Here is an 18,105-nt window from a genome sequence, read left to right on the forward strand (position 1 = left end):
ACGCAGAAGGCACAGGGGGTTACCGATGACCTCAACGACGAGGCTCACGGTCGCACAGGCGCTCGTCCGCTTCCTGTCCGCCCAGTACACCGAACGCGACGGCGTACGACAGCGGCTGATCGGCGCCACCTGGGGCATCTTCGGCCACGGCAACGTCGCCGGGATCGGCCAGGCGCTCATCGAGTACGGCGAGGTCATGCCGTACCACCAGGGCCGCAACGAACAGGCGATGGTGCACGCGGCGGTCGGTTACGCCCGCCAGTCGAACCGCCTCTCCACGCACGCCGTGACCACGTCCATCGGCCCCGGCGCGACCAACCTCGTCACCGGCGCCGCCCTCGCGACCGTCAACCACCTCCCGGTCCTGCTCCTGCCCGGCGACATCTTCGCCACCCGCCCCGCCGACCCGGTCCTCCAGCAGCTCGAAGTGCCGTACGCGGGCGATTTGTCGGTGAACGACTGTCTGCGCCCGGTGTCGAAGTACTTCGACCGGATCACCCGGCCCGAGGCCCTGATCCCGTCGGCCCTCCATGCCATGCGGGTGCTCACGGACCCCGTCGAGACGGGCGCGGTCACCCTCGCGCTGCCGCAGGACGTCCAGGCCGAGGCGTACGACTGGCCGGAGGAGTTCTTCGCCGAGCGCGTCTGGGCCGTACGGCGTCCGGGCGCCGACCCGACCGAACTCGCCGAGGCCGTACGGATGATCCGCGCCGCCCGGCGTCCTCTCGTCATCGCAGGCGGCGGCGTCCACCACAGCCGCGCGGAGGAGGCCCTCGCCGAGTTCGCGGAGGCCACCCGTATCCCGGTCGCCTCCACGCAGGCCGGCAAGGGCTCCCTGCGCCACGACCACGCCCAGGACGTCGGCGGAGTGGGCCACACCGGCACCGCCACCGCCGACGAACTCGCCCGCACCGCCGACCTGGTGATCGGCGTCGGCACCCGCTACACCGACTTCACCACCGCTTCCGGCACCCTCTTCACCGGCGAGGGCGTGCGCTTCCTCAACCTCAACATCGCGCCCCACGATGGCCACAAGCTCGCCGGCATGCCGCTGATCGCGGACGCCCGCACCGGCCTGGAGGAGCTGACCGAGAGGCTGGAGATGCACGACCACCGGGTCGCCGACTCCTACGTCACCGAGTACACCGAGGACAAGGAGCGCTGGGAGCAGCGCGTCGACGCCTGCTACGAGGCCGACGAGCCCGACGTACGGCCGACGCAGCCGCAGGTCCTCGGCGCGCTGGACGCGCTCGTCGACGAGTCGGACGTGATCATCAACGCGGCCGGCTCCCTCCCCGGCGACCTGCACAAACTGTGGCGGGCACGCTCCCGGGACCAGTACCACCTGGAGTACGGCTACTCCTGCATGGGCTACGAGATCCCGGCCGCGATCGGCGTGAAGATGGCCGCCCCCGAACGCAATGTCTGGGCGCTGGTCGGCGACGGCACCTATCTGATGATGCCGACGGAGATCGTGACCGCCGTGCAGGAGGGCGTCGCGATCAAGGTGTTGCTGGTGCAGAACCACGGGTACGCGTCCATCGGCGGCCTGTCGGAGGAGACCGGCGCCGAGCGCTTCGGCACCGCGTACCGCCATCGCGCGGCCGACGGCACCTTCACGGGTGCCCCGCTCCCCGTCGACCTGGCCGCCAACGCGGCCAGCCTGGGCATGCGGGTGCTGCGCGCGAAGACCGTACGTGACCTGCGCGAGGCGCTCGCGGAGGCGCGCGCGGCGGACACTCCCACATGTGTCTACGTCGAGACCGAAACGGCAGACACTGTGTCGGGCGCGCCGCCCGCGCATGCCTGGTGGGATGTTCCTGTGGCCGAGACCGCGACCCGACCGTCGGCGGTCAAGGCACGGGAGCTGTACGAACGGCACGTCTCGACCCGACGCCGCCATCTGTGAAGGAGTTACTGGGCATGACGAAGATCGTCAACCACTGGATCGGCGGCAAGACCGCCGAAGGCGCGTCGGGCACGTTCGGGCCGGTCACCGACCCGGCGACCGGCGCGGTCACCACGAAGGTCGCGTTCGCCTCGGTCGACGAGGTGGACGCAGCGGTCGCGGCCGCCAAGGAGGCCTACGTGACCTGGGGCCAGTCGTCGCTGGCCCAGCGCACCTCGATCCTGTTCAAGTTCCGGGCGCTGCTGGACGCCAACCGGGACGCGATCGCCGAGCTGATCACCGCCGAGCACGGCAAGGTGCACTCCGACGCCCTCGGTGAGGTGGCGCGCGGCCTGGAGATCGTCGACCTCGCGTGCGGCATCAACGTGCAGCTGAAGGGCGAGCTGTCGACGCAGGTTGCGAGCCGCGTGGACGTCTCCTCGATCCGGCAGCCGCTGGGTGTCGTCGCGGGCATCACGCCGTTCAACTTCCCGGCGATGGTCCCGATGTGGATGTTCCCGATGGCCATCGCGTGCGGCAACACCTTCGTGCTGAAGCCGTCCGAGAAGGACCCGTCGGCGTCGATCAAGATCGCCGAGCTGCTGGCGGAGGCCGGTCTCCCGGACGGCGTCTTCAACGTCGTGCACGGCGACAAGGTGGCCGTCGACCGCCTCCTGGAGCACCCGGACGTCAAGGCCGTGTCCTTCGTCGGCTCGACCCCGATCGCCCGCTACATCCACACCACCGCCTCCGCCAACCACAAGCGCGTCCAGGCTCTCGGCGGCGCCAAGAACCACATGCTGGTCCTCCCGGACGCCGACCTGGACGCGGCCGCCGACGCCGCCGTGTCGGCCGCCTACGGCTCCGCGGGCGAGCGCTGCATGGCCATCTCCGCGGTCGTCGCCGTCGGCTCGATCGGCGACGAGCTGGTGCAGAAGATCCGCGAGCGCGCCGAGAAGATCAAGATCGGCCCCGGCAATGACCCGACGTCCGAGATGGGCCCGCTGATCACGGCCGTGCACCGCGACAAGGTGGCGTCCTACGTCGAGGGCGCGGCGGCCGAGGGCTGCGAGGTCGTGCTCGACGGCACCGGCTACACGGTCGACGGCTTCGAGGACGGCCACTGGATCGGCATTTCCCTGCTCGACAGGGTGCCGACCGGCGCGAAGGCGTACCAGGACGAGATCTTCGGCCCCGTCCTGTGCGTGCTGCGCGCCGAGACGTACGAGGACGGCGTGGCGCTGATCAACGCCTCGCCCTTCGGCAACGGCACCGCGATCTTCACCCGGGACGGCGGCGCCGCCCGCCGCTTCCAGCTGGAGATCGAGGCCGGCATGGTCGGCGTGAACGTCCCGATCCCGGTCCCCGTCGGCTACCACAGCTTCGGCGGCTGGAAGGACTCGCTCTTCGGCGACCACCACATCTATGGCAACGACGGCACGCACTTCTACACCCGCGGCAAGGTCGTCACCACCCGCTGGCCCGACCCGTCCGACGCCCCCTCCGGCGTCGACCTCGGGTTCCCGCGCAACCACTGACACCTCTGGTGCATGCCCGCTGACCTGCTGTTTTCTGGTCAGCGGGCTTCATCGGTCCGCCCAGAGTCCGCATGATCTTGAGTTGCGGCCTTGAACGCGCCGTCGATCGCTCGTCGAGTCGTGTCCTCAGAGTCGGGCCACAGATGCGAATAGGTGTTCAGTGTCTGCGCCGCGTTCGTATGACCGAGTCGCTCTGATACGACCTTGACGTGGGGCGCTGCTGGGTGCGGTCATGCAGTCGGCGGCGGCGGCCCGGGATGCGCGGCATCCGCTGGCGCAGCTGCGGTGGGGGCAACTGGGTGGGCTGGCGGACAAGACGGCCAGGGATGAGCTGCTGGGTAAGGCGGCGGAGCGGTGAGCGGGTCGTACGCCGAGGAGTTCGGCGCGGGCGGTCCGTCCGATGACGGTGATGGCGTGGCGGTGTGGCTGGCGTTCCAGCGTTGCGCGGTCGTCGAGGAGGTGGGGCGGGATGCCCGGGATCGGCAGCCGGGCGGGTTGCTGACGGCGCTTCTGGAGCCTGTGAAGGCCTCGGTGGGGCGGTGGGGCGGTGAGTCGCCGGAAGGCGCGTAGGGCGCTCGACACGCCCACCGCATGACGAAGGCCCCGCCCGGAACCCTCCCGGAGCGGGGCTTCACCACGACGACAGCAACGCCTAGTCGCCCAGACCTTCCACCATCTTCAGCTTGTCGAACTGACCGCCCTTGTCCGTCCAGCCCAGACCATCGATGGCCTTGGCCATCAACAGCACCGTGTAGTCGTCCTCCGAGAGCGCCTTACACGCCTCCGGCCAGCCCTTTCCGCCTTCCTTGGTCTTCTGCTCCACCGTGTCAGCCGCGTCCTTGGCCACGCTCGTGTACCCCGAACGGACCATGTCCGCGAGCGTCTTGTCGAGCGCGTCGACCCGCTTCTCGGCTTCGCTGACGGTCGGCTTGTCTGCGGGATCGCTGCCGGTCCGTTCGGTGAGCGCGGCGGCGCAGTCCTTGGCGTTCTCGTCGTCGGACTTCGAGCAGCCGGCCGCCACGACGGCGAGCAGCAGGCAGGCGGCGAGCAGGGTGGTGGTAGTGCGGCGCATGGTCCCCCCCCAAGGACGGTCAGTGGCTGGTCGGCATCATCCAGCCGCGTGTGCATGGCGCGGAGGGGTGTGCCCGAGTTGTGACATGTAGGGGCGCCACCTCGACGAGGGCGCTACGACTCCGGCGTGATCTGCGCCGACAGTTCCTCCGCCACCGCGTCAATCGCCGCCTGCAACTCCTCCCCGGACAGGTCCCCGCACGCGTCGTAGCCAGGTGTCGCGTCGATCTCCTCGGTGTCATCCAGCAATTCGGCCTTGATCCAAGTCCTGCACTCAGGCGACACGTCCGCCGACGCCGGCAAGGACGGGGAGGGGAGCGCTGGTGCCAAGTCCTTCGCTGCCTGGTCGCTGTCCAGGTACTCCGTGATGACCTCGCCCGTGATCCGCTTCAACGACTTCTCGTTGAGGCCGGCGCATGCGGTGGGCGTGGCTGGAGTGGGCCCCTTGGCTCCATTGGCCATGACCCTGCGGTAGTTCTCGGTGAGTTTCGCTTTACAGGCGGTCGGGTCCGCGATCGACTCGTCCCCGCCGCTCCCGCCGCCTTTCGTGGTGATGGCTACCCCGCCGCCGATCAGGGCGGCGGTCACGCAGGCGGCGGCGAACCATGCGATGGGTCGGCCGCGTCTCGGCGCCGGGGGCGGCAAGTTGGGCATGAGTGGTTGGGTGTCGTAACTCATGGGTCCCCCTTGGCGCTTGTGCGTGATCGGCATGATGCAGCCGTGTGCGCACCGCGCGGAGGGCATGTGTCTGTGTTGTGACCTTGAGTACGCGATGGCCCGATTGCGTTCTTCGCCTAGGTCCGTGCTGGGGGGCCTTCGAAGTAAGGAGCGGGGTGGGGAGACGCGTATCAGTCGCGCCGCGAACCCGCCCGTCCTCTCGTGTCGCCTGGGGTGCTGAGAGGGCGGGCGGGCGTTCGTGCGGCCGCCCCCGACGGGGGTGACGGGGGCGGACCGCACTATCCCGGCGCCGGCCCTTTGCCGTCCCGGCGCCGAGGCCCTACATGCGGGTGCCAACCGCAATCCGCTCGTTCCCTGCGAGCAGAGGCAGCGCCCGCATCAGGATCAACAGACGGCGCTCATCCAGGTTCTCCAGGGCGATCAGCGGCGTGATCCCAATGCCGACCATCGAAAGCACGAGACCTAGGAACGCTCGTTCCTGCTCGTCGAGGCCGAGGGTGTAGACGCGACCCATGAGGCCCTCCCAGTTCGCCTTCATACGGCCAGCGTCCTTGATGACCAGGGCCGCGCGCACGTTGTCGCGAGCGAGGAGCGTGCCCTCTTCGGCAAGGGCCTGCGCGGCAGCACGGCCACGGCCGCTCTGGGCCGACTCGACGAGCAGCTGGCCGAGCGCCGGTGTGTCCACCCCTTCTGTCTCTGTGGGGGGTGCAGTGATCGTCATCGTGAAGCCTCCGCGGGAAGTCGGTAGCCGCCCGGGCCGAACGCGGCTGCGAGTACGGCAGGGTCGGTGAGTCGCCCTGATCCGTCGGGACGTGTGATCCACATGCGACCCTCGATCTGCCACCCGGTCGGCGGGCAGTGCAGGCTCCAGCCCGATGGCTTCACCGCCAGCTGTCGCACGTCGGCCAGTTTCTCGGGTGCGTGGAGCGGGACCAGCCACCACAGAACGTCCATCACAGGGTCAGCAAGGACCGGCCCCCGCTGCTCAGCGCGGATGCGGACCAGCCTCGGATATCCGGTGGCGAGCCGTGCCTCGGCGACGAGCCACTCCTCACCGGAGGGGATGGGGGCGAGCATGCGGGAAGCCCACACGTCTCGTACGAGGTTCGGGTGCGCGCAGGAGTTGGCGAGCCACGCGTCCCCGGCCTCGTACTGCTGGGTGAACGTCGGTAGGGCCATGACCAGGACCGTAGGGACGGCCGTCGTGGCAGCGCGTGCCGATTGCGCGCGATTGCGAACCCGGTCCGGGAGTTGAGGCGGATTGCCTACGTGAGGTCGAGAGCGACCCGTGCGCGGGCGATGAGCCGGTGGGCCTGCGCTCCCTCAACGGCCGTCTCGGCGAGGCGATCCCACACTCGCCCGTACAGGACGACGTCGTCGTCGGACTCAAGCGTGAACTCGGTGTTGATGGTCTCGACGATCACGCGTTCCTCGTCGAAGATCCAGAACCCATGCTTGGGGGTGAGCGTCAGTTGCACGCCGAACGGGATGATGCCGAGCGAGACAGAGCTCATGCCGATCAGGCCGACCAGCCTGTCGAGTTGCCCGGCCATCGCGTCAGCCGGACACACCAGAGCGTGCAGTGCGCCCTCCCAGATGAGGACGTTGAAGGACTTGCCCGGCTGGTACAGCACCTCCTGGCGCTGCATGCGGGCGTTCACGGCCGCCTCGGTATCGCGCGGCGACTGCATGAGCTCGGCGTTGTGGACCAGCAGATGCCGGGCGTACTCCGGGGTCTGGAACAGGCCCGGGATCACGGTGGCCTCGTACCCGCGGACGGTCGCGGTCTGCCGGTACTCGACGACGTACCGGTCCTGCACGGCGCGGTGGCCCTTCGCCAACTGGCGGCGCCACGAACGCTGCTGGGACTCCATCCCGCGCAACCGGCTCTGAAGGTCGGCGCCCTCAGCCGGGGCGCCGGCGGCCTGCGCCCACGCGTCGAGGTCGGCGGCCGTGGCGGTCTGTTTGCCCGTCTCCAGCCGGGAGACCTTCGAGCGCTGCCAGCCGAGCCGCTCGGCCATGTCCTTGCCGTTGAGGCCGGCCTCAACGCGCAGCTCCCGGAGCCGCACGCCGAGGGCGACCCTGGCGCTTTGAAAATCCGTGCTCACACGGACGAACGTACCTGCGCCCACACCTCAGCAGTAGGGACAGCGACGCGCCAGGCAGCATCTCGTGCCCGGCAGGCGGCGAGGACCTCGTCGGGGTCGTCGACCAGCTCGACACCGATGGTGGTGTCGGTGTCGTCGATGTGCATGCGGACCAGGGTGCGCGAGTCGAACAGCCACAAGTCGTGGTCCGGCAGGTCCAGCCGCACGGCCTCGGCGCGGGGCAGGACACGGATGTCCTCACCAGCGGCCACGTTCCCGGCCGCAGTCGCCATGAGGAACCGCTGCCCGTTCGTGGGTGGTTCGTCGATGATCCGCACACGGGAGAATCGTGCGCCCCGCCCGGCCTTCGCCCGCACGTTGACGTTCCACGGATGGTCCGGCTCCGGCTCCGGGAGCACGCCGCGCGTGAACGCCTGGAACCGGGCACCCTCCCGGTCGGAGGCGTACCCGCGGCGGGTCTCCAGCCGGAAGGCGGTGTGCTCGAACTCCGAGAAAAGGTGGGTGATCGCCTCGAAGGGGATCAGCGGCACGGTCACTCCTTGGGGGCGAAGCGGGTGAGCAGCTCGCGGGGGATGACGACGAACGTCTCATGCTCGCCGACGTCCCGCAGCTGGGCGAGGTGCTCGGGGTCGGTGAGCTGGTCGCCCTGGACGACGATGTCCCCCGTCTCCACGACCTCGTACAGCGTCGGGCAGTTGCCGTGCTCTGATGTGGTGCCGATGAACCTGAGCGTCATGTCGCCCTCCATCTGTACAGGTTGAACCCTCAGCATGCTGCGGTGTGGTCCGGCTCGGTTGGGGATTGCGGGAGATTGCGTCTGCCGGAGGTCACGCGGTGGTGTGCGCGCAATCGGGAATGCCCCCAACCGCATAAGGGATGCGGTGTGCGCACTCTGACCTGCGGCGTTCGGGCCAGATGGCACACGCTTGGCGCGCAACTCGGCGGCGCGTCAGGGCCGCTGGGTGGGCTCTGTTCGGAGATACACGTATAGCCACAGCGGGCCGTCGTCCTCGTGTGCGCCGGGCCTCGCTGCCCGACATCGACATCGACGTGGAGTCCGCCCGGCGCCCGAACCCGCCTGATTTCCTGCGTTTCCGCCAGCACGACATTGAGGAGTGGGTGCAGTGGAAGACCGAGCTGGGCTCACCGAAGGAACACACCAACCCAATCAGGCTCGCCAGCCTCGGCGACTTGGAGTAGCACGCAAGGGGCCCCAGCACTGAAGGGCCGGGGGCCTTGTCGTGCAGGGAGGGGGGCGCTGTCAGAACCCGCGCGGAACTTCGCGGTGGAGGTGCGCGGCGATCGGCGGCCATCCGCCTGCGGGCGTGATGCCGAGCCGCTGCGCGGTCTGGTGTGCGGTGAGGTGGCCGGGCCGGATCGTCTGCGATTCCATGGGTCTCATGATGTCTAGGGCGGCGGTGGACTTTGCGCCTGGGTGGTCCACAACACTTGAATCCGCTGGTCAAAGGGGCGCCCCTGGCGAACGCGCAGGTCGGCGCGAGCAGTCCGCCGTTCCCGCGCAACCACTGACGCCCGGCGTCGGGGCCGTCCGCATCGCGGACGGCCCCATTTTTTTACGGGCCCGCGCTGCGGTTCCCGCACGCCCGGAAGTCGCGCTGCGGGCGGCCTTGACGCGACGTTAACGCGTGAAATGGCGCCGCATGGCTGCGGATTCCGTAGGTGAACACCCATTGACGTGATGGTTTCCGTCGATGTTGCATCCCCCTCGTGACCGACACCCTCACCCCTGTCGAGGGCGCCGTCGTCGAGGCGTCCGACAGCCCCAAGAAGCTCAAGCGCTCCATCGGCGTCGTCGGCGGCACGCTCCTCACGCTCTCCTGCGTGACCCCGGCCTCCACCCTCTTCGTGGTCGTCCCCGACCTGTTCGGCTCGCTCGGCACCGCCACCGCCCTGACGATCGCCATCGGTTCGCTGCTCTGCATCGCCGTGGCGTTCTGCTACTCGGAGCTGGGCACCCTCATCCCCAGCGCGGGCGGCGAATACGCCATGGTGTCCACGCTGTCCGGACGGCTCGCGGGCTGGCTGGTGTTCGTGCTGTCGCTGCTGGTCGTCATGGTCGTCCCGCCGGTGATCGCGATGGGCACGGCCGACTACCTCGCCCCGATCGTCGACCTCGACCCGTCGATGGCCGGCGCCGGCGTCATGCTCCTCGCCACCCTCGCCGGCCTGCTCGACCTGCGCGCCAACGCCTGGATCACCGGCGTCTTCCTGGTCCTGGAGGTCATCGCCGCGGCCGTGGTGGCAGTGCTGGGCTTCGCCCACGCCGAGCGCGGGCCCACGAGCCTGGTCTCGATGGAGGTGGCCGGCGCGGACGGCCGTACGGACACCGTGACGGGCCTGCTGGTCGTCTCCGGGCTCGCGATCGCCCTCTTCGTCACCCAGGGCTTCTCGACCGCCGTCTACCTCTCCGAGGAGCTGGAGAACCCGCGCCGCAACGTCGCCCGCACGGTGCTGGCCACCCTCGCCATCTCCGCCGTGATCATCCTGGTCCCGGTCGCCGCCATCACCCTGGGCGCCTCGGACATCGGGGAACTGACCGGCGGCGACATCGGCACGATGGTCACCGCCTGGTCCAACTCCGCGGTCGGCACCTTCGTCAGCCTCTGCGTAGCCCTCGCCATCATCAACGCGGGCATCGTCATGGTCATCCAGAACTCCCGCGTGCTGTTCGCCTCGGCCCGCGACAAGGCCTGGCCCGAGCCGGTCAACAACGTCCTCGCCAGGCTCGGCCGCTTCGGCTCCCCGTGGGTCGCCACCCTCGCCGTCGGAGTGCCCGGCGCCGCACTGTGCTTCGTCAACCTCGACACCCTGTACGGCGTCACGGGCGTCTCGGTGACCGGCATGTACCTGCTCGTCGCGATCGCCGCGCTGTCGGCCCGCCGCGGCGCCCACAAGCACACCCGCGCCTGGCGAATGCCGCTGTGGCCGGCGATGCCGGTGCTGTTGATCGTGGTTCTCGTGTACATCCTCAGCCAGCAGGAGACGAGTCACCTGCTCTGGACGGGCGGCATCACGGCGGTGGCCACCCTGTACTGGGCGCTGTACCTGCGTCCCCGCAGGGAGACACGGTGGCTCGTGTCGATTCCGGAAGATCAACAGACCTGAAGGGGCGCGGGGAAGGCGCCGTCGTACCACGAACGCGGTAGACAAAATCCCCGCCGTACCCCCAGGGAAGGTCCCGCGATTCAGCCCTCGGTCGATAACTTGCCGACAGGTTCACCCCGTACCGTTGAAGCATGGATCTTCGACTGCCCGGACTGCGTGGGCGCGTGCGGAGGCCGCGACGGTGGATCGCCGTCGCGGCCTCCGTCGTCGTCCTCGCCGGCGCCGGTACATGGACGGCCGTCGCCGACGACGACGTGCCGTCGGTGCGCAGCACCGACCGGGTCATGGACATGGGCGGCGGGGTGCGCGTGGACACCTCGTACTTCACGGCGGGTTCCGGCGGCCGCCGCCCCGCCGTCCTCCTCGCGCACGGCTTCGGCGGCAGCAAGGACGACGTACGGCAGCAGGCCGAGGACCTCGCCCGGGACGGGTACGCGGTCCTGACGTGGTCGGCCCGCGGCTTCGGGAAGTCGACCGGCAAGGTCGGCCTGAACGACCCGAAGGGCGAGGTCGCCGACGTCTCCCGACTGCTCGACTGGCTGGCGAAGCAGCCCCAGGTCGAACTCGACAAGGCCGGCGACCCACGCGTGGGCATGGCGGGCGGCTCCTACGGCGGCGCCATCTCACTGCTGGCCGCCGGACACGACGACCGGGTGGACGCCATCGCCCCGGCGATCACGTACTGGAACCTCGCGGACGCCCTGTTCCCGAACGGCGTCTTCAAGAAGCTCTGGGCGGGCATCTTCGTCAACACCGCCGGCGGCTGCGACAAGTTCGAGACGCGGATCTGCGAGATGTACGAACGGGTCGCCGAGTCCGGCACCCCGGACGCACCGGCCCGCACCATGCTGGAAGAGCGCTCACCGTCCGCGGTCGGCGACCGCATCGACGTGCCGACCCTCCTCATGCAGGGCCAGTCCGACTCCCTCTTCACGCTCGGCCAGGCCGACCGGGCGGCGCAGGCGATCCGCGCAAACGGCGCCCCCGTCGACGTCGACTGGATCTCCGGCGGCCATGACGGCGGCGACATGGAGACGAGCCGTATCCAGGGGCGCGTTCAGTCCTGGTTCGACCGCTACCTCAAGGACGACAAGAGCGCCGACACCGGCCCGGCCTTCCGCGTCACCCGCACCGGAGGCGTCGACTCCACCGACGGCCAGGCCATGCTGCGGGGCGCGAGCGCGGACACCTACCCCGGCCTGGAGAGCGGGCGGAAGTCCATCGCCCTCACCGGCCGCGAGCAGAGCTTCGCCAACCCGGCCGGCGCCAACCCGCCCGCCGTCTCCGCCCTGCCCGGCCTCGGCGGCTCCGGCGGCCTCGCCCAGCTGTCCTCGCTAGGCGTCGGGGTGTCGCTGGACTTCCCGGGCCAGTTCGCCGCGTTCGAGTCGGCGCCGGTCACCGACAACCTGCACATCACCGGCTCCCCGACGGCGACGGTCCACGTCAGGTCGACCAGCGAGGACGCGGTCCTGTTCGGCAAGGTCTACGACGTCGGCCCCGACGGCACCCAGCAGGTGCTGCCGTCGCAGCTGGTCACGCCCCTGCGCGTCGAGGGCGCCAAGTCCGGCAAGGACGTGACGGTCACACTCCCCGCCATCGACCACGACATCGAGAAGGGCCACAGCCTGCGCCTGGTCCTGTCCTCCACGGACCTCGGCTACGCCTCCCCGGCCTCCCCGGCGACGTACACGGTCTCCCTGAAGGGCGACCTGTCGGTCCCGACCGCGCCCGGCGTGAGCACCGCCGAGGCCCCGCTGCCGGCCTGGGTCTGGTGGCTGCCGCTGACCGGCGTGGGCATCGCCCTGGCCCTGCTGCTGACGGCCCGCCGCCGCACCGCCACCCCCGCGCCCGACCCGGAGCTGGCCGAAGTGCCGCTCCAGATCACCGACTTGAGCAAGCGGTATGCGGGCTCACAGGACCGTTTCGCAGTACGGGACCTGTCCTTCCGCGTCGAGAAGGGCCAGGTCCTCGGCCTCCTGGGCCCGAACGGCGCGGGCAAGACGACAACGCTGCGCATGCTGATGGGCCTGATCAAGCCGGACGCCGGCGAGATCCGCGTCTTCGGCCACGCCATCCGCCCCGGCGCGCCCGTGCTGTCCAGGGTCGGTGCCTTCGTCGAGGGCGCCGGCTTCCTCCCGCACCTCTCGGGCCGGGAGAACCTGGAGCTGTACTGGCAGGCCACCGGCCGCCCGCCGCAGGACGCCCACCTCGACGAGGCCCTGGAGATCGCCGGCCTCGGTGACGCGCTGGCCCGCGCGGTGCGTACGTACTCCCAGGGCATGCGGCAGCGCCTGGCCATCGCCCAGGCCATGCTCGGCCTCCCGGACCTCCTCATCCTCGACGAACCGACCAACGGCCTGGACCCGCCCCAGATCCGCGAGATGCGCCAGGTGATGATCCGCTACGCGGCCGCGGGCCGCACGGTGATCGTCTCCAGCCATCTGCTGGCGGAGGTCGAGCAGTCCTGCACCCACCTCGTGGTGATGGACCGCGGCCGTCTCGTGCAGGCGGGCCCGGTCGCCGAGATCATCGGCTCCGGCGACACCCTCCTCGTCGGCACGGCCACGACCGTCGAGGAACCGGTCGTCGAGAAGGTCGCCGCTCTCCCGGGCGTCGCCTCGGCCGTGCGCACCGACGACGGGATCCTGGTCCGGCTCGACGCCGACGGCAGCGCACAGCGCCTGGTCACCGAACTGGTCCGCCTTGAGGTGCCCGTCCAGGCGGTGGGCCCGCACCGCCGCCTGGAAGACGCCTTCCTCACCCTGATCGGAGGCTCCGCATGAGCACGCTCACCGAGCGCACCGAGGTCGCCTCCGGCTACCGGGCGGGCCGTACGCTGCCCCTCCGGGTCGAACTGGTCCGCCAGCTCAAGCGGCGCCGCACGCTGGTGATGTTCGGCATCCTGGCCGTGCTGCCGTTCGTGCTGGTGGCCGCGTTCGCGATCGGCGGCGAACCGGACGGCGGCGGCAACCGCATCACCCTGATGGACACGGCCACGGCGTCCGGCGCCAACTTCGCCGCCGTGAACCTGTTCGTCTCCGCCGGCTTCCTGCTGGTCATCCCCGTCGCGCTGTTCTGCGGGGACACGGTCGCCTCCGAGGCCAGCTGGTCCTCCCTGCGCTACCTGCTCGCGGCCCCCGTGCCCCGGGCCCGCCTCCTGTGGTCCAAGCTCGTGGTCGCCCTCGGCCTGAGCCTGGCCGCGATGGTGCTGCTGCCGCTGGTCGCACTGGCCGTCGGCACGGCGGCGTACGGCTGGGGCCCCCTGCAGATCCCGACCGGCGGATCGCTCGACACAACCACGGCGGCGCAGCGCCTGCTGGTGGTCGTGGCGTACGTCTTCGTGTCCCAACTGGTGACGGCGGGCCTGGCGTTCTGGCTGTCGACCAAGACGGACGCCCCGCTCGGCGCGGTCGGCGGCGCGGTCGGCCTGACCATCGTCGGCAACGTCCTCGACGCCGTGACCGCCCTCGGCGACTGGCGCCACTTCCTGCCCGCGCACTGGCAGTTCGCGTGGGCGGACGCCGTACAGCCCCGCCCCGAGTGGTCCGGCATGATCCAGGGCACCGCGATTTCCGTAACGTACGCCCTCATCCTGTTCGCCCTGGCCTTCCGCGGTTTCGCCCGCAAGGACGTGGTGTCGTAGGTCACCGGAAGATCACCCACCGGTCTCGACGGACCGTCCCCGTGCCCTCTTCGAGACTCATCCGCAACGCTCCGTAGCGCACGTTCCGGCCCCCTGGCCCGTCACAGTCGCAGAAGTCGACGTCAACGGACCAAGGGGGCACGGACGATGAAGCGGTACCGAACACGAAGGCTGAACGTCACCCTGCTGGCGCTCACCACGGCGGGCGCCCTGCTGCTCACCGGATGCGGCGGGAGCGGCAGCAGCGACAGCGGGGGCTACTCGGCGGACGGCGCCAACAAGGGAGGCGGCGACAGCCGGGACGGCTTCCCCGCCCCCGAATACAACGGGGACGACCGGCACGACGACGACCAGGACGACGCCTCCCGCGACTTCGCGCCCGAGCCCGATCTCCTCTCCACCTTCGCCCTCGACGTCGACACCGCCTCCTACGGCTACGCCCGCCGCACCCTCGCCGAGGGCCGGCTGCCCGATCCGTCGACGGTCCGCCCCGAGGAGTTCGTCAACAGCTTCCGCCAGGACTACGACCGCCCCGACGGCAACGGCTTCACGGTCACCGTCGACGGCGCCCGCACCGACCGCGAGGACTGGTCCCTGGTCCGCGTGGGCCTGGCCACCCGCCCCGCCTCCGACCCCGGCGAACGCCCGCCCGCCGCCCTCACCTTCGTCATCGACATCTCCGGCTCCATGGCCGAACCGGGCCGCCTGGACCTCGCCAAGGACTCCCTCGGCGTCATGACGAACCGGCTGCGCGACGACGACTCGGTCGCCCTCGTCACCTTCAGCGACGAGGCCGAGACGGTCCTGCCGATGACCCGCGTGAGCGACAACCGCGCCGAGATCCACGACGCCATCGACACGCTGGAACCCACCGACTCCACCAACCTCGGCGCGGGCATGGAGACGGGCTACGAGACGGCCGTCGAAGGCCTCCGCAAGGGAGCCACCAACCGCGTGGTCCTCGTCTCCGACGCCCTGGCCAACACGGGCGACACCGACGCGGACACCATCCTCGAACGCATCTCCGCCGAGCGCCGCGAGCACGGCATCACCCTCTTCGGCGTCGGCGTCGGCAGCGACTACGGCGACGCCCTGATGGAACGCCTCGCCGACAAGGGCGACGGCCACACGGTGTACGTCTCGGACGAGGACGACGCCCACGAGGTCTTCAGCCGCCAGCTCCCGCAGAACATCGACCTCACCGCCCGCGACGCCAAGGCCCAGGTCGCCTTCGACCCCGAGACGGTGCGGGAGTTCCGGCTCGTCGGCTACGACAACCGGCAGGTCGCCGACGAGGACTTCCGCGACGACAGCGTCGACGGCGGCGAGATCGGCCCCGGCCACACCGTGACCGCCCTCTACGCCGTCCGCACCGAGCCGGGCACGGCAGGGCACCTCGCCACGGCGAGCGTCCGCTGGCTCGACCCCAAGTCCCGGGCCCCGCACGAGGAGTCCGGCCAACTGGAGACGGGCTCCCTCCAGGACTCCGTCTGGAACGCGAGCACCCGCTTCCAGGTCACGGCCACGGCGGCCTACTTCGCCGACGCCCTCCGCCTCGGCGACGACCGCCGGGCCACGCTGCCCGGTGCCACCGGCCTGACCGAACTGGCCGACCGGGCGGACGAGTTGGCCACGACAACGGAGGACACGGCCGTCCGCCACCTCGCAACAGCCATCCACCAGGCCACCAACCTGACCTGACCGCCAGGGGGCTCCGCCCCCTGCACCCCCATCGGCCTGAAGGGCCTAGTCCTCAAACGCCGGACGGGCTGAAATGCCCGGACCGGCACTGAAAAGTGACCGACGGAGCGACCGCGGTCGTGGCGTACCCCCGCGGCGCCGCACCCGCGTACGGCGGCAAGGGGACGTGCCGGGGGGTGTCCGCCCGCAGTGGCCGGCGTCAACACGCGGTTCCTCCCGGCCTAAGGTGACCGCCGGTCCGAGGACGGACACCCCCCGGCACGGCCCCGACCCACCACACACCCGCAGGCGCTACGCGCACCCCCACCCACCCCGCACAGGCCGCCGCAGGCATCCCCCCAACCGCCGGAGGCTTGACCTTCCCTTACGCGCGAGTAAGTTGACCCCCCAGTAAGTCCACCTGGCACCGGGAGCCGACATGGGCGTACGCAAGGACCTGAAGCGAGCGAAGCAGCGTCGCAGCGACCTGATGGACCGCACCAGGGTCCAGGTCGTCAAGGACGCCGACGGCGTGGTCCGCGAGGCGAGCACGCCGCCCCTCGCGCCGCCGGCGCAATCCGGCAGCATCGCCGACGTCCCTTTCACCAACGCAACCGAGGACCCCGACGCGACAGTCCTCCGCCGCCCCCAGCAAGACGGCACCTGGCACCCCATCACCGCCACCGCCTTCGCCCGCGAAGTCACCGCCGTCGCCAAGGGACTGATAGCCGCAGGCGTGGAACAAGCCGACCGCGTAGCCGTGATGTCCCGCACCCGCTACGAGTGGACCGTCCTGGACTTCGCCATCTGGGCCGCCGGCGCGCAGACCGTCCCCATCTACGCCACCTCCGCCGCCGACCAGGTGGAGTGGATCGTCCGCGACTCCGGCGCCCGCCACATCGTCACGGAGACCGCCGAGAACACCACCACGGTGACCACAGGCACCGCCGCCCACCCCCACCCCCCGCACACCTGGCAGTTGGACGCGGACGGCCTCGCCGACCTCATCACCCTCGGCCGCGACGTCCCCGACGAGGAGGTCACCAAGCGCCGTACGGCCCTGACCCCGGACACCATCGCCACGGTCTGCTACACGTCCGGCACCACAGGCAAACCGAAGGGCTGCGTCCTCACCCACGCCAACCTGCACGCAGAGGCCGCCAACACGGTCGAACTGCTGCACCCCATCTTCAAGGAGGTCACCCGGCAGACCGCCTCGACCCTCCTCTTCCTCCCCCTCGCCCACATCCTCGGCCGCTCGCTCCAGATCGCCTGCCTGATGGCCCGCATCGAGATCGGCCACTGCCCGAGCATCAAGCCCGACGAACTCCGTCCGGCGCTGAGGGAGTTCCGCCCCACCTTCCTCGTCGGTGTGCCGTACCTCTTCGAGAAGATCCACGACACCGGCCGCGCGACGGCGGAGAAGATGGGCCGCGCCGCCTCCTTCGACCGCGCCGACCGCACAGCCGTCCGCTTCGGCGAGGCCTACCTGAACAAGTTCCTCGACCAGGGCAAGGGCCCAGGCCCCGCCCTCTACGCGGCCTGGGCCCTGTACGACCTCCTGGTCTACCGCCGGGTCCGCAAGGAACTCGGCGGCCGGATGCGCTACGCCATCAGCGGCGGCTCCCCCCTCGACCGCAACCTCAACCTGTTCTTCTACGCCGCCGGCATCCTCGTCTACGAGGGCTACGGCCTGACGGAGACGACCGCCGCCGCCACCATCGTCCCGCCCCTGCGCCCCCGCCCCGGCACGGTCGGCCAACCCGTCCCCGGCACCGCCGTGCGCATAGCCGACGACGGCGAGGTGCTCATCAAGGGCGGCATCGTCTTCGGCTCGTACTGGAACAACCCGGCCGCCACCGACGCCGTCCTCCAGGGCGACTGGTTCGCCACCGGCGACCTCGGTGCCCTCGACGAGGACGGCTACCTCACGATCACCGGCCGCAAGAAGGACATCCTCGTCACCTCCGGCGGCAAGAACGTCTCCCCGGCCGTCCTGGAGGACCGCCTGCGCAGCCGCGCACCGATCGGCCAGTGCCTGGTCGTCGGCGACAACCGCCCCTTCATCGGCGCCCTGGTCACCCTCGACCCGGACGCCGTGAGCCACTGGCTCGCCGTACGAAAGATGCCCGCCGGCACCCCGATGTCCGAGGTGATCCAGGACCCCCGGATGCGCGCCGACGTCCAAAGGGCCGTCGACCACGCCAACGAGGCCGTCTCCCGTGCCGAGTCGATCCGCGCCTTCGCCCTGATCGAGGGCGAGTTCAACGAGGACAACGGCATGCTCACCCCGTCCCTCAAGGTCAAGCGGCATGCGGTGACGAAGGCGTACGCGGCCGAGATCGAGGAGCTGTACGGCAACTGAGCGTCCCC

The 18,105-nt window shown here is 70.4% G+C and carries 17 protein-coding genes; 9 read left to right on the plus strand and 8 right to left on the minus strand.

All coding sequences use genetic code 11. The features are described 5' to 3' along the window. The first annotated feature begins 25 nt into the window (after positions 1-25). The 3 genes from iolD (at position 26) to OG331_RS31635 (ending at position 3,996) form a co-directional block, all read left to right on the plus strand. Positions 26-1,909, plus strand: coding sequence for a 3D-(3,5/4)-trihydroxycyclohexane-1,2-dione acylhydrolase (decyclizing) (iolD, locus tag OG331_RS31625; protein WP_406202467.1), 1,884 nt, complete (start codon positions 26-28; stop codon positions 1,907-1,909). A gap of 14 nt (positions 1,910-1,923) precedes the next feature. Then, positions 1,924-3,426, plus strand: a complete 1,503-nt coding sequence (gene mmsA / locus OG331_RS31630) for a CoA-acylating methylmalonate-semialdehyde dehydrogenase (RefSeq protein ID WP_406202469.1) — start codon at positions 1,924-1,926, stop codon at positions 3,424-3,426. Positions 3,427-3,780: 354 nt separating this feature from the next. Continuing rightward, positions 3,781-3,996: a hypothetical protein gene (locus OG331_RS31635; RefSeq protein WP_406202471.1), complete on the plus strand. Its 216-nt coding sequence runs from the start codon at positions 3,781-3,783 to the stop codon at positions 3,994-3,996. A gap of 82 nt (positions 3,997-4,078) precedes the next feature. Here OG331_RS31635 and OG331_RS31640 read toward each other — a convergent pair whose 3' ends face one another. The 7 genes from OG331_RS31640 to OG331_RS31670 form a co-directional block, all read right to left on the minus strand. Beyond that, a complete protein-coding gene (locus OG331_RS31640; protein WP_406202473.1) occupies positions 4,079-4,498 on the minus strand; it encodes a hypothetical protein in 420 nt (139 codons plus the stop codon). 113 nt (positions 4,499-4,611) lie between these two features. Next, entirely contained in the window at positions 4,612-5,085 is a 474-nt protein-coding gene (locus OG331_RS31645) for a hypothetical protein (RefSeq protein ID WP_406202475.1), read from the minus strand. Positions 5,086-5,494: 409 nt separating this feature from the next. After that, positions 5,495-5,896, minus strand: coding sequence for a hypothetical protein (locus tag OG331_RS31650; RefSeq protein ID WP_406202477.1), 402 nt, complete (start codon positions 5,894-5,896; stop codon positions 5,495-5,497). After that, positions 5,893-6,354, minus strand: coding sequence for a hypothetical protein (locus OG331_RS31655; protein WP_406202479.1), 462 nt, complete (start codon positions 6,352-6,354; stop codon positions 5,893-5,895). Before OG331_RS31655 ends, OG331_RS31650 begins: the two co-directional genes overlap by 4 nt. 86 nt (positions 6,355-6,440) lie before the next feature. Next, a complete protein-coding gene (locus OG331_RS31660; RefSeq protein WP_406202481.1) occupies positions 6,441-7,283 on the minus strand; it encodes a helix-turn-helix domain-containing protein in 843 nt (280 codons plus the stop codon). After that, positions 7,280-7,813, minus strand: coding sequence for a DUF6879 family protein (locus OG331_RS31665; RefSeq protein ID WP_406202483.1), 534 nt, complete (start codon positions 7,811-7,813; stop codon positions 7,280-7,282). The genes OG331_RS31660 and OG331_RS31665 overlap by 4 nt, the downstream gene beginning before the upstream one ends. A 2-nt stretch (positions 7,814-7,815) precedes the next feature. Beyond that, complete coding sequence (locus OG331_RS31670; RefSeq protein ID WP_406202485.1) at positions 7,816-8,019, minus strand: hypothetical protein; 204 nt, start codon at positions 8,017-8,019, stop codon at positions 7,816-7,818. Positions 8,020-8,297: 278 nt separating this feature from the next. Here OG331_RS31670 and OG331_RS31675 point away from each other — a divergent pair, with 278 nt between their 5' ends. Continuing rightward, positions 8,298-8,483, plus strand: a complete 186-nt coding sequence (locus tag OG331_RS31675) for a hypothetical protein (RefSeq protein ID WP_406202487.1) — start codon at positions 8,298-8,300, stop codon at positions 8,481-8,483. Between the two features lie 61 nt (positions 8,484-8,544). Here the strand turns inward: OG331_RS31675 and OG331_RS31680 are convergent, their stop codons facing one another. Beyond that, on the minus strand, positions 8,545-8,676 hold the full coding sequence (locus OG331_RS31680; RefSeq protein ID WP_406202489.1) for a hypothetical protein: 132 nt from the start codon (positions 8,674-8,676) through the stop codon (positions 8,545-8,547). 335 nt (positions 8,677-9,011) lie between these two features. Between OG331_RS31680 and OG331_RS31685 the strand changes: the two genes are divergently transcribed. From OG331_RS31685 to OG331_RS31705, 5 genes are all read left to right on the plus strand, one after another. Then, entirely contained in the window at positions 9,012-10,409 is a 1,398-nt protein-coding gene (locus OG331_RS31685; RefSeq protein WP_406202491.1) for an APC family permease, read from the plus strand. A 131-nt stretch (positions 10,410-10,540) separates the two neighbouring features. After that, positions 10,541-13,192, plus strand: coding sequence for a CocE/NonD family hydrolase (locus OG331_RS31690; protein ID WP_406202493.1), 2,652 nt, complete (start codon positions 10,541-10,543; stop codon positions 13,190-13,192). Beyond that, positions 13,189-14,052 (plus strand): ABC transporter permease, encoded by an 864-nt coding sequence (locus OG331_RS31695; protein ID WP_406202495.1) that lies wholly within the window; start codon positions 13,189-13,191, stop codon positions 14,050-14,052. The genes OG331_RS31690 and OG331_RS31695 overlap by 4 nt, the downstream gene beginning before the upstream one ends. A 147-nt stretch (positions 14,053-14,199) precedes the next feature. Next, positions 14,200-15,753, plus strand: a complete 1,554-nt coding sequence (locus tag OG331_RS31700) for a von Willebrand factor type A domain-containing protein (RefSeq protein ID WP_406202497.1) — start codon at positions 14,200-14,202, stop codon at positions 15,751-15,753. 418 nt (positions 15,754-16,171) lie between these two features. Continuing rightward, positions 16,172-18,097: an AMP-dependent synthetase/ligase gene (locus OG331_RS31705; RefSeq protein ID WP_406202499.1), complete on the plus strand. Its 1,926-nt coding sequence runs from the start codon at positions 16,172-16,174 to the stop codon at positions 18,095-18,097. Positions 18,098-18,105 lie beyond the last annotated feature (8 nt).

It is taken from the genome of Streptomyces sp. NBC_01017, from assembly GCF_045162795.1.
In the GTDB taxonomy this organism is placed as follows: domain Bacteria; phylum Actinomycetota; class Actinomycetes; order Streptomycetales; family Streptomycetaceae; genus Streptomyces; species Streptomyces machairae.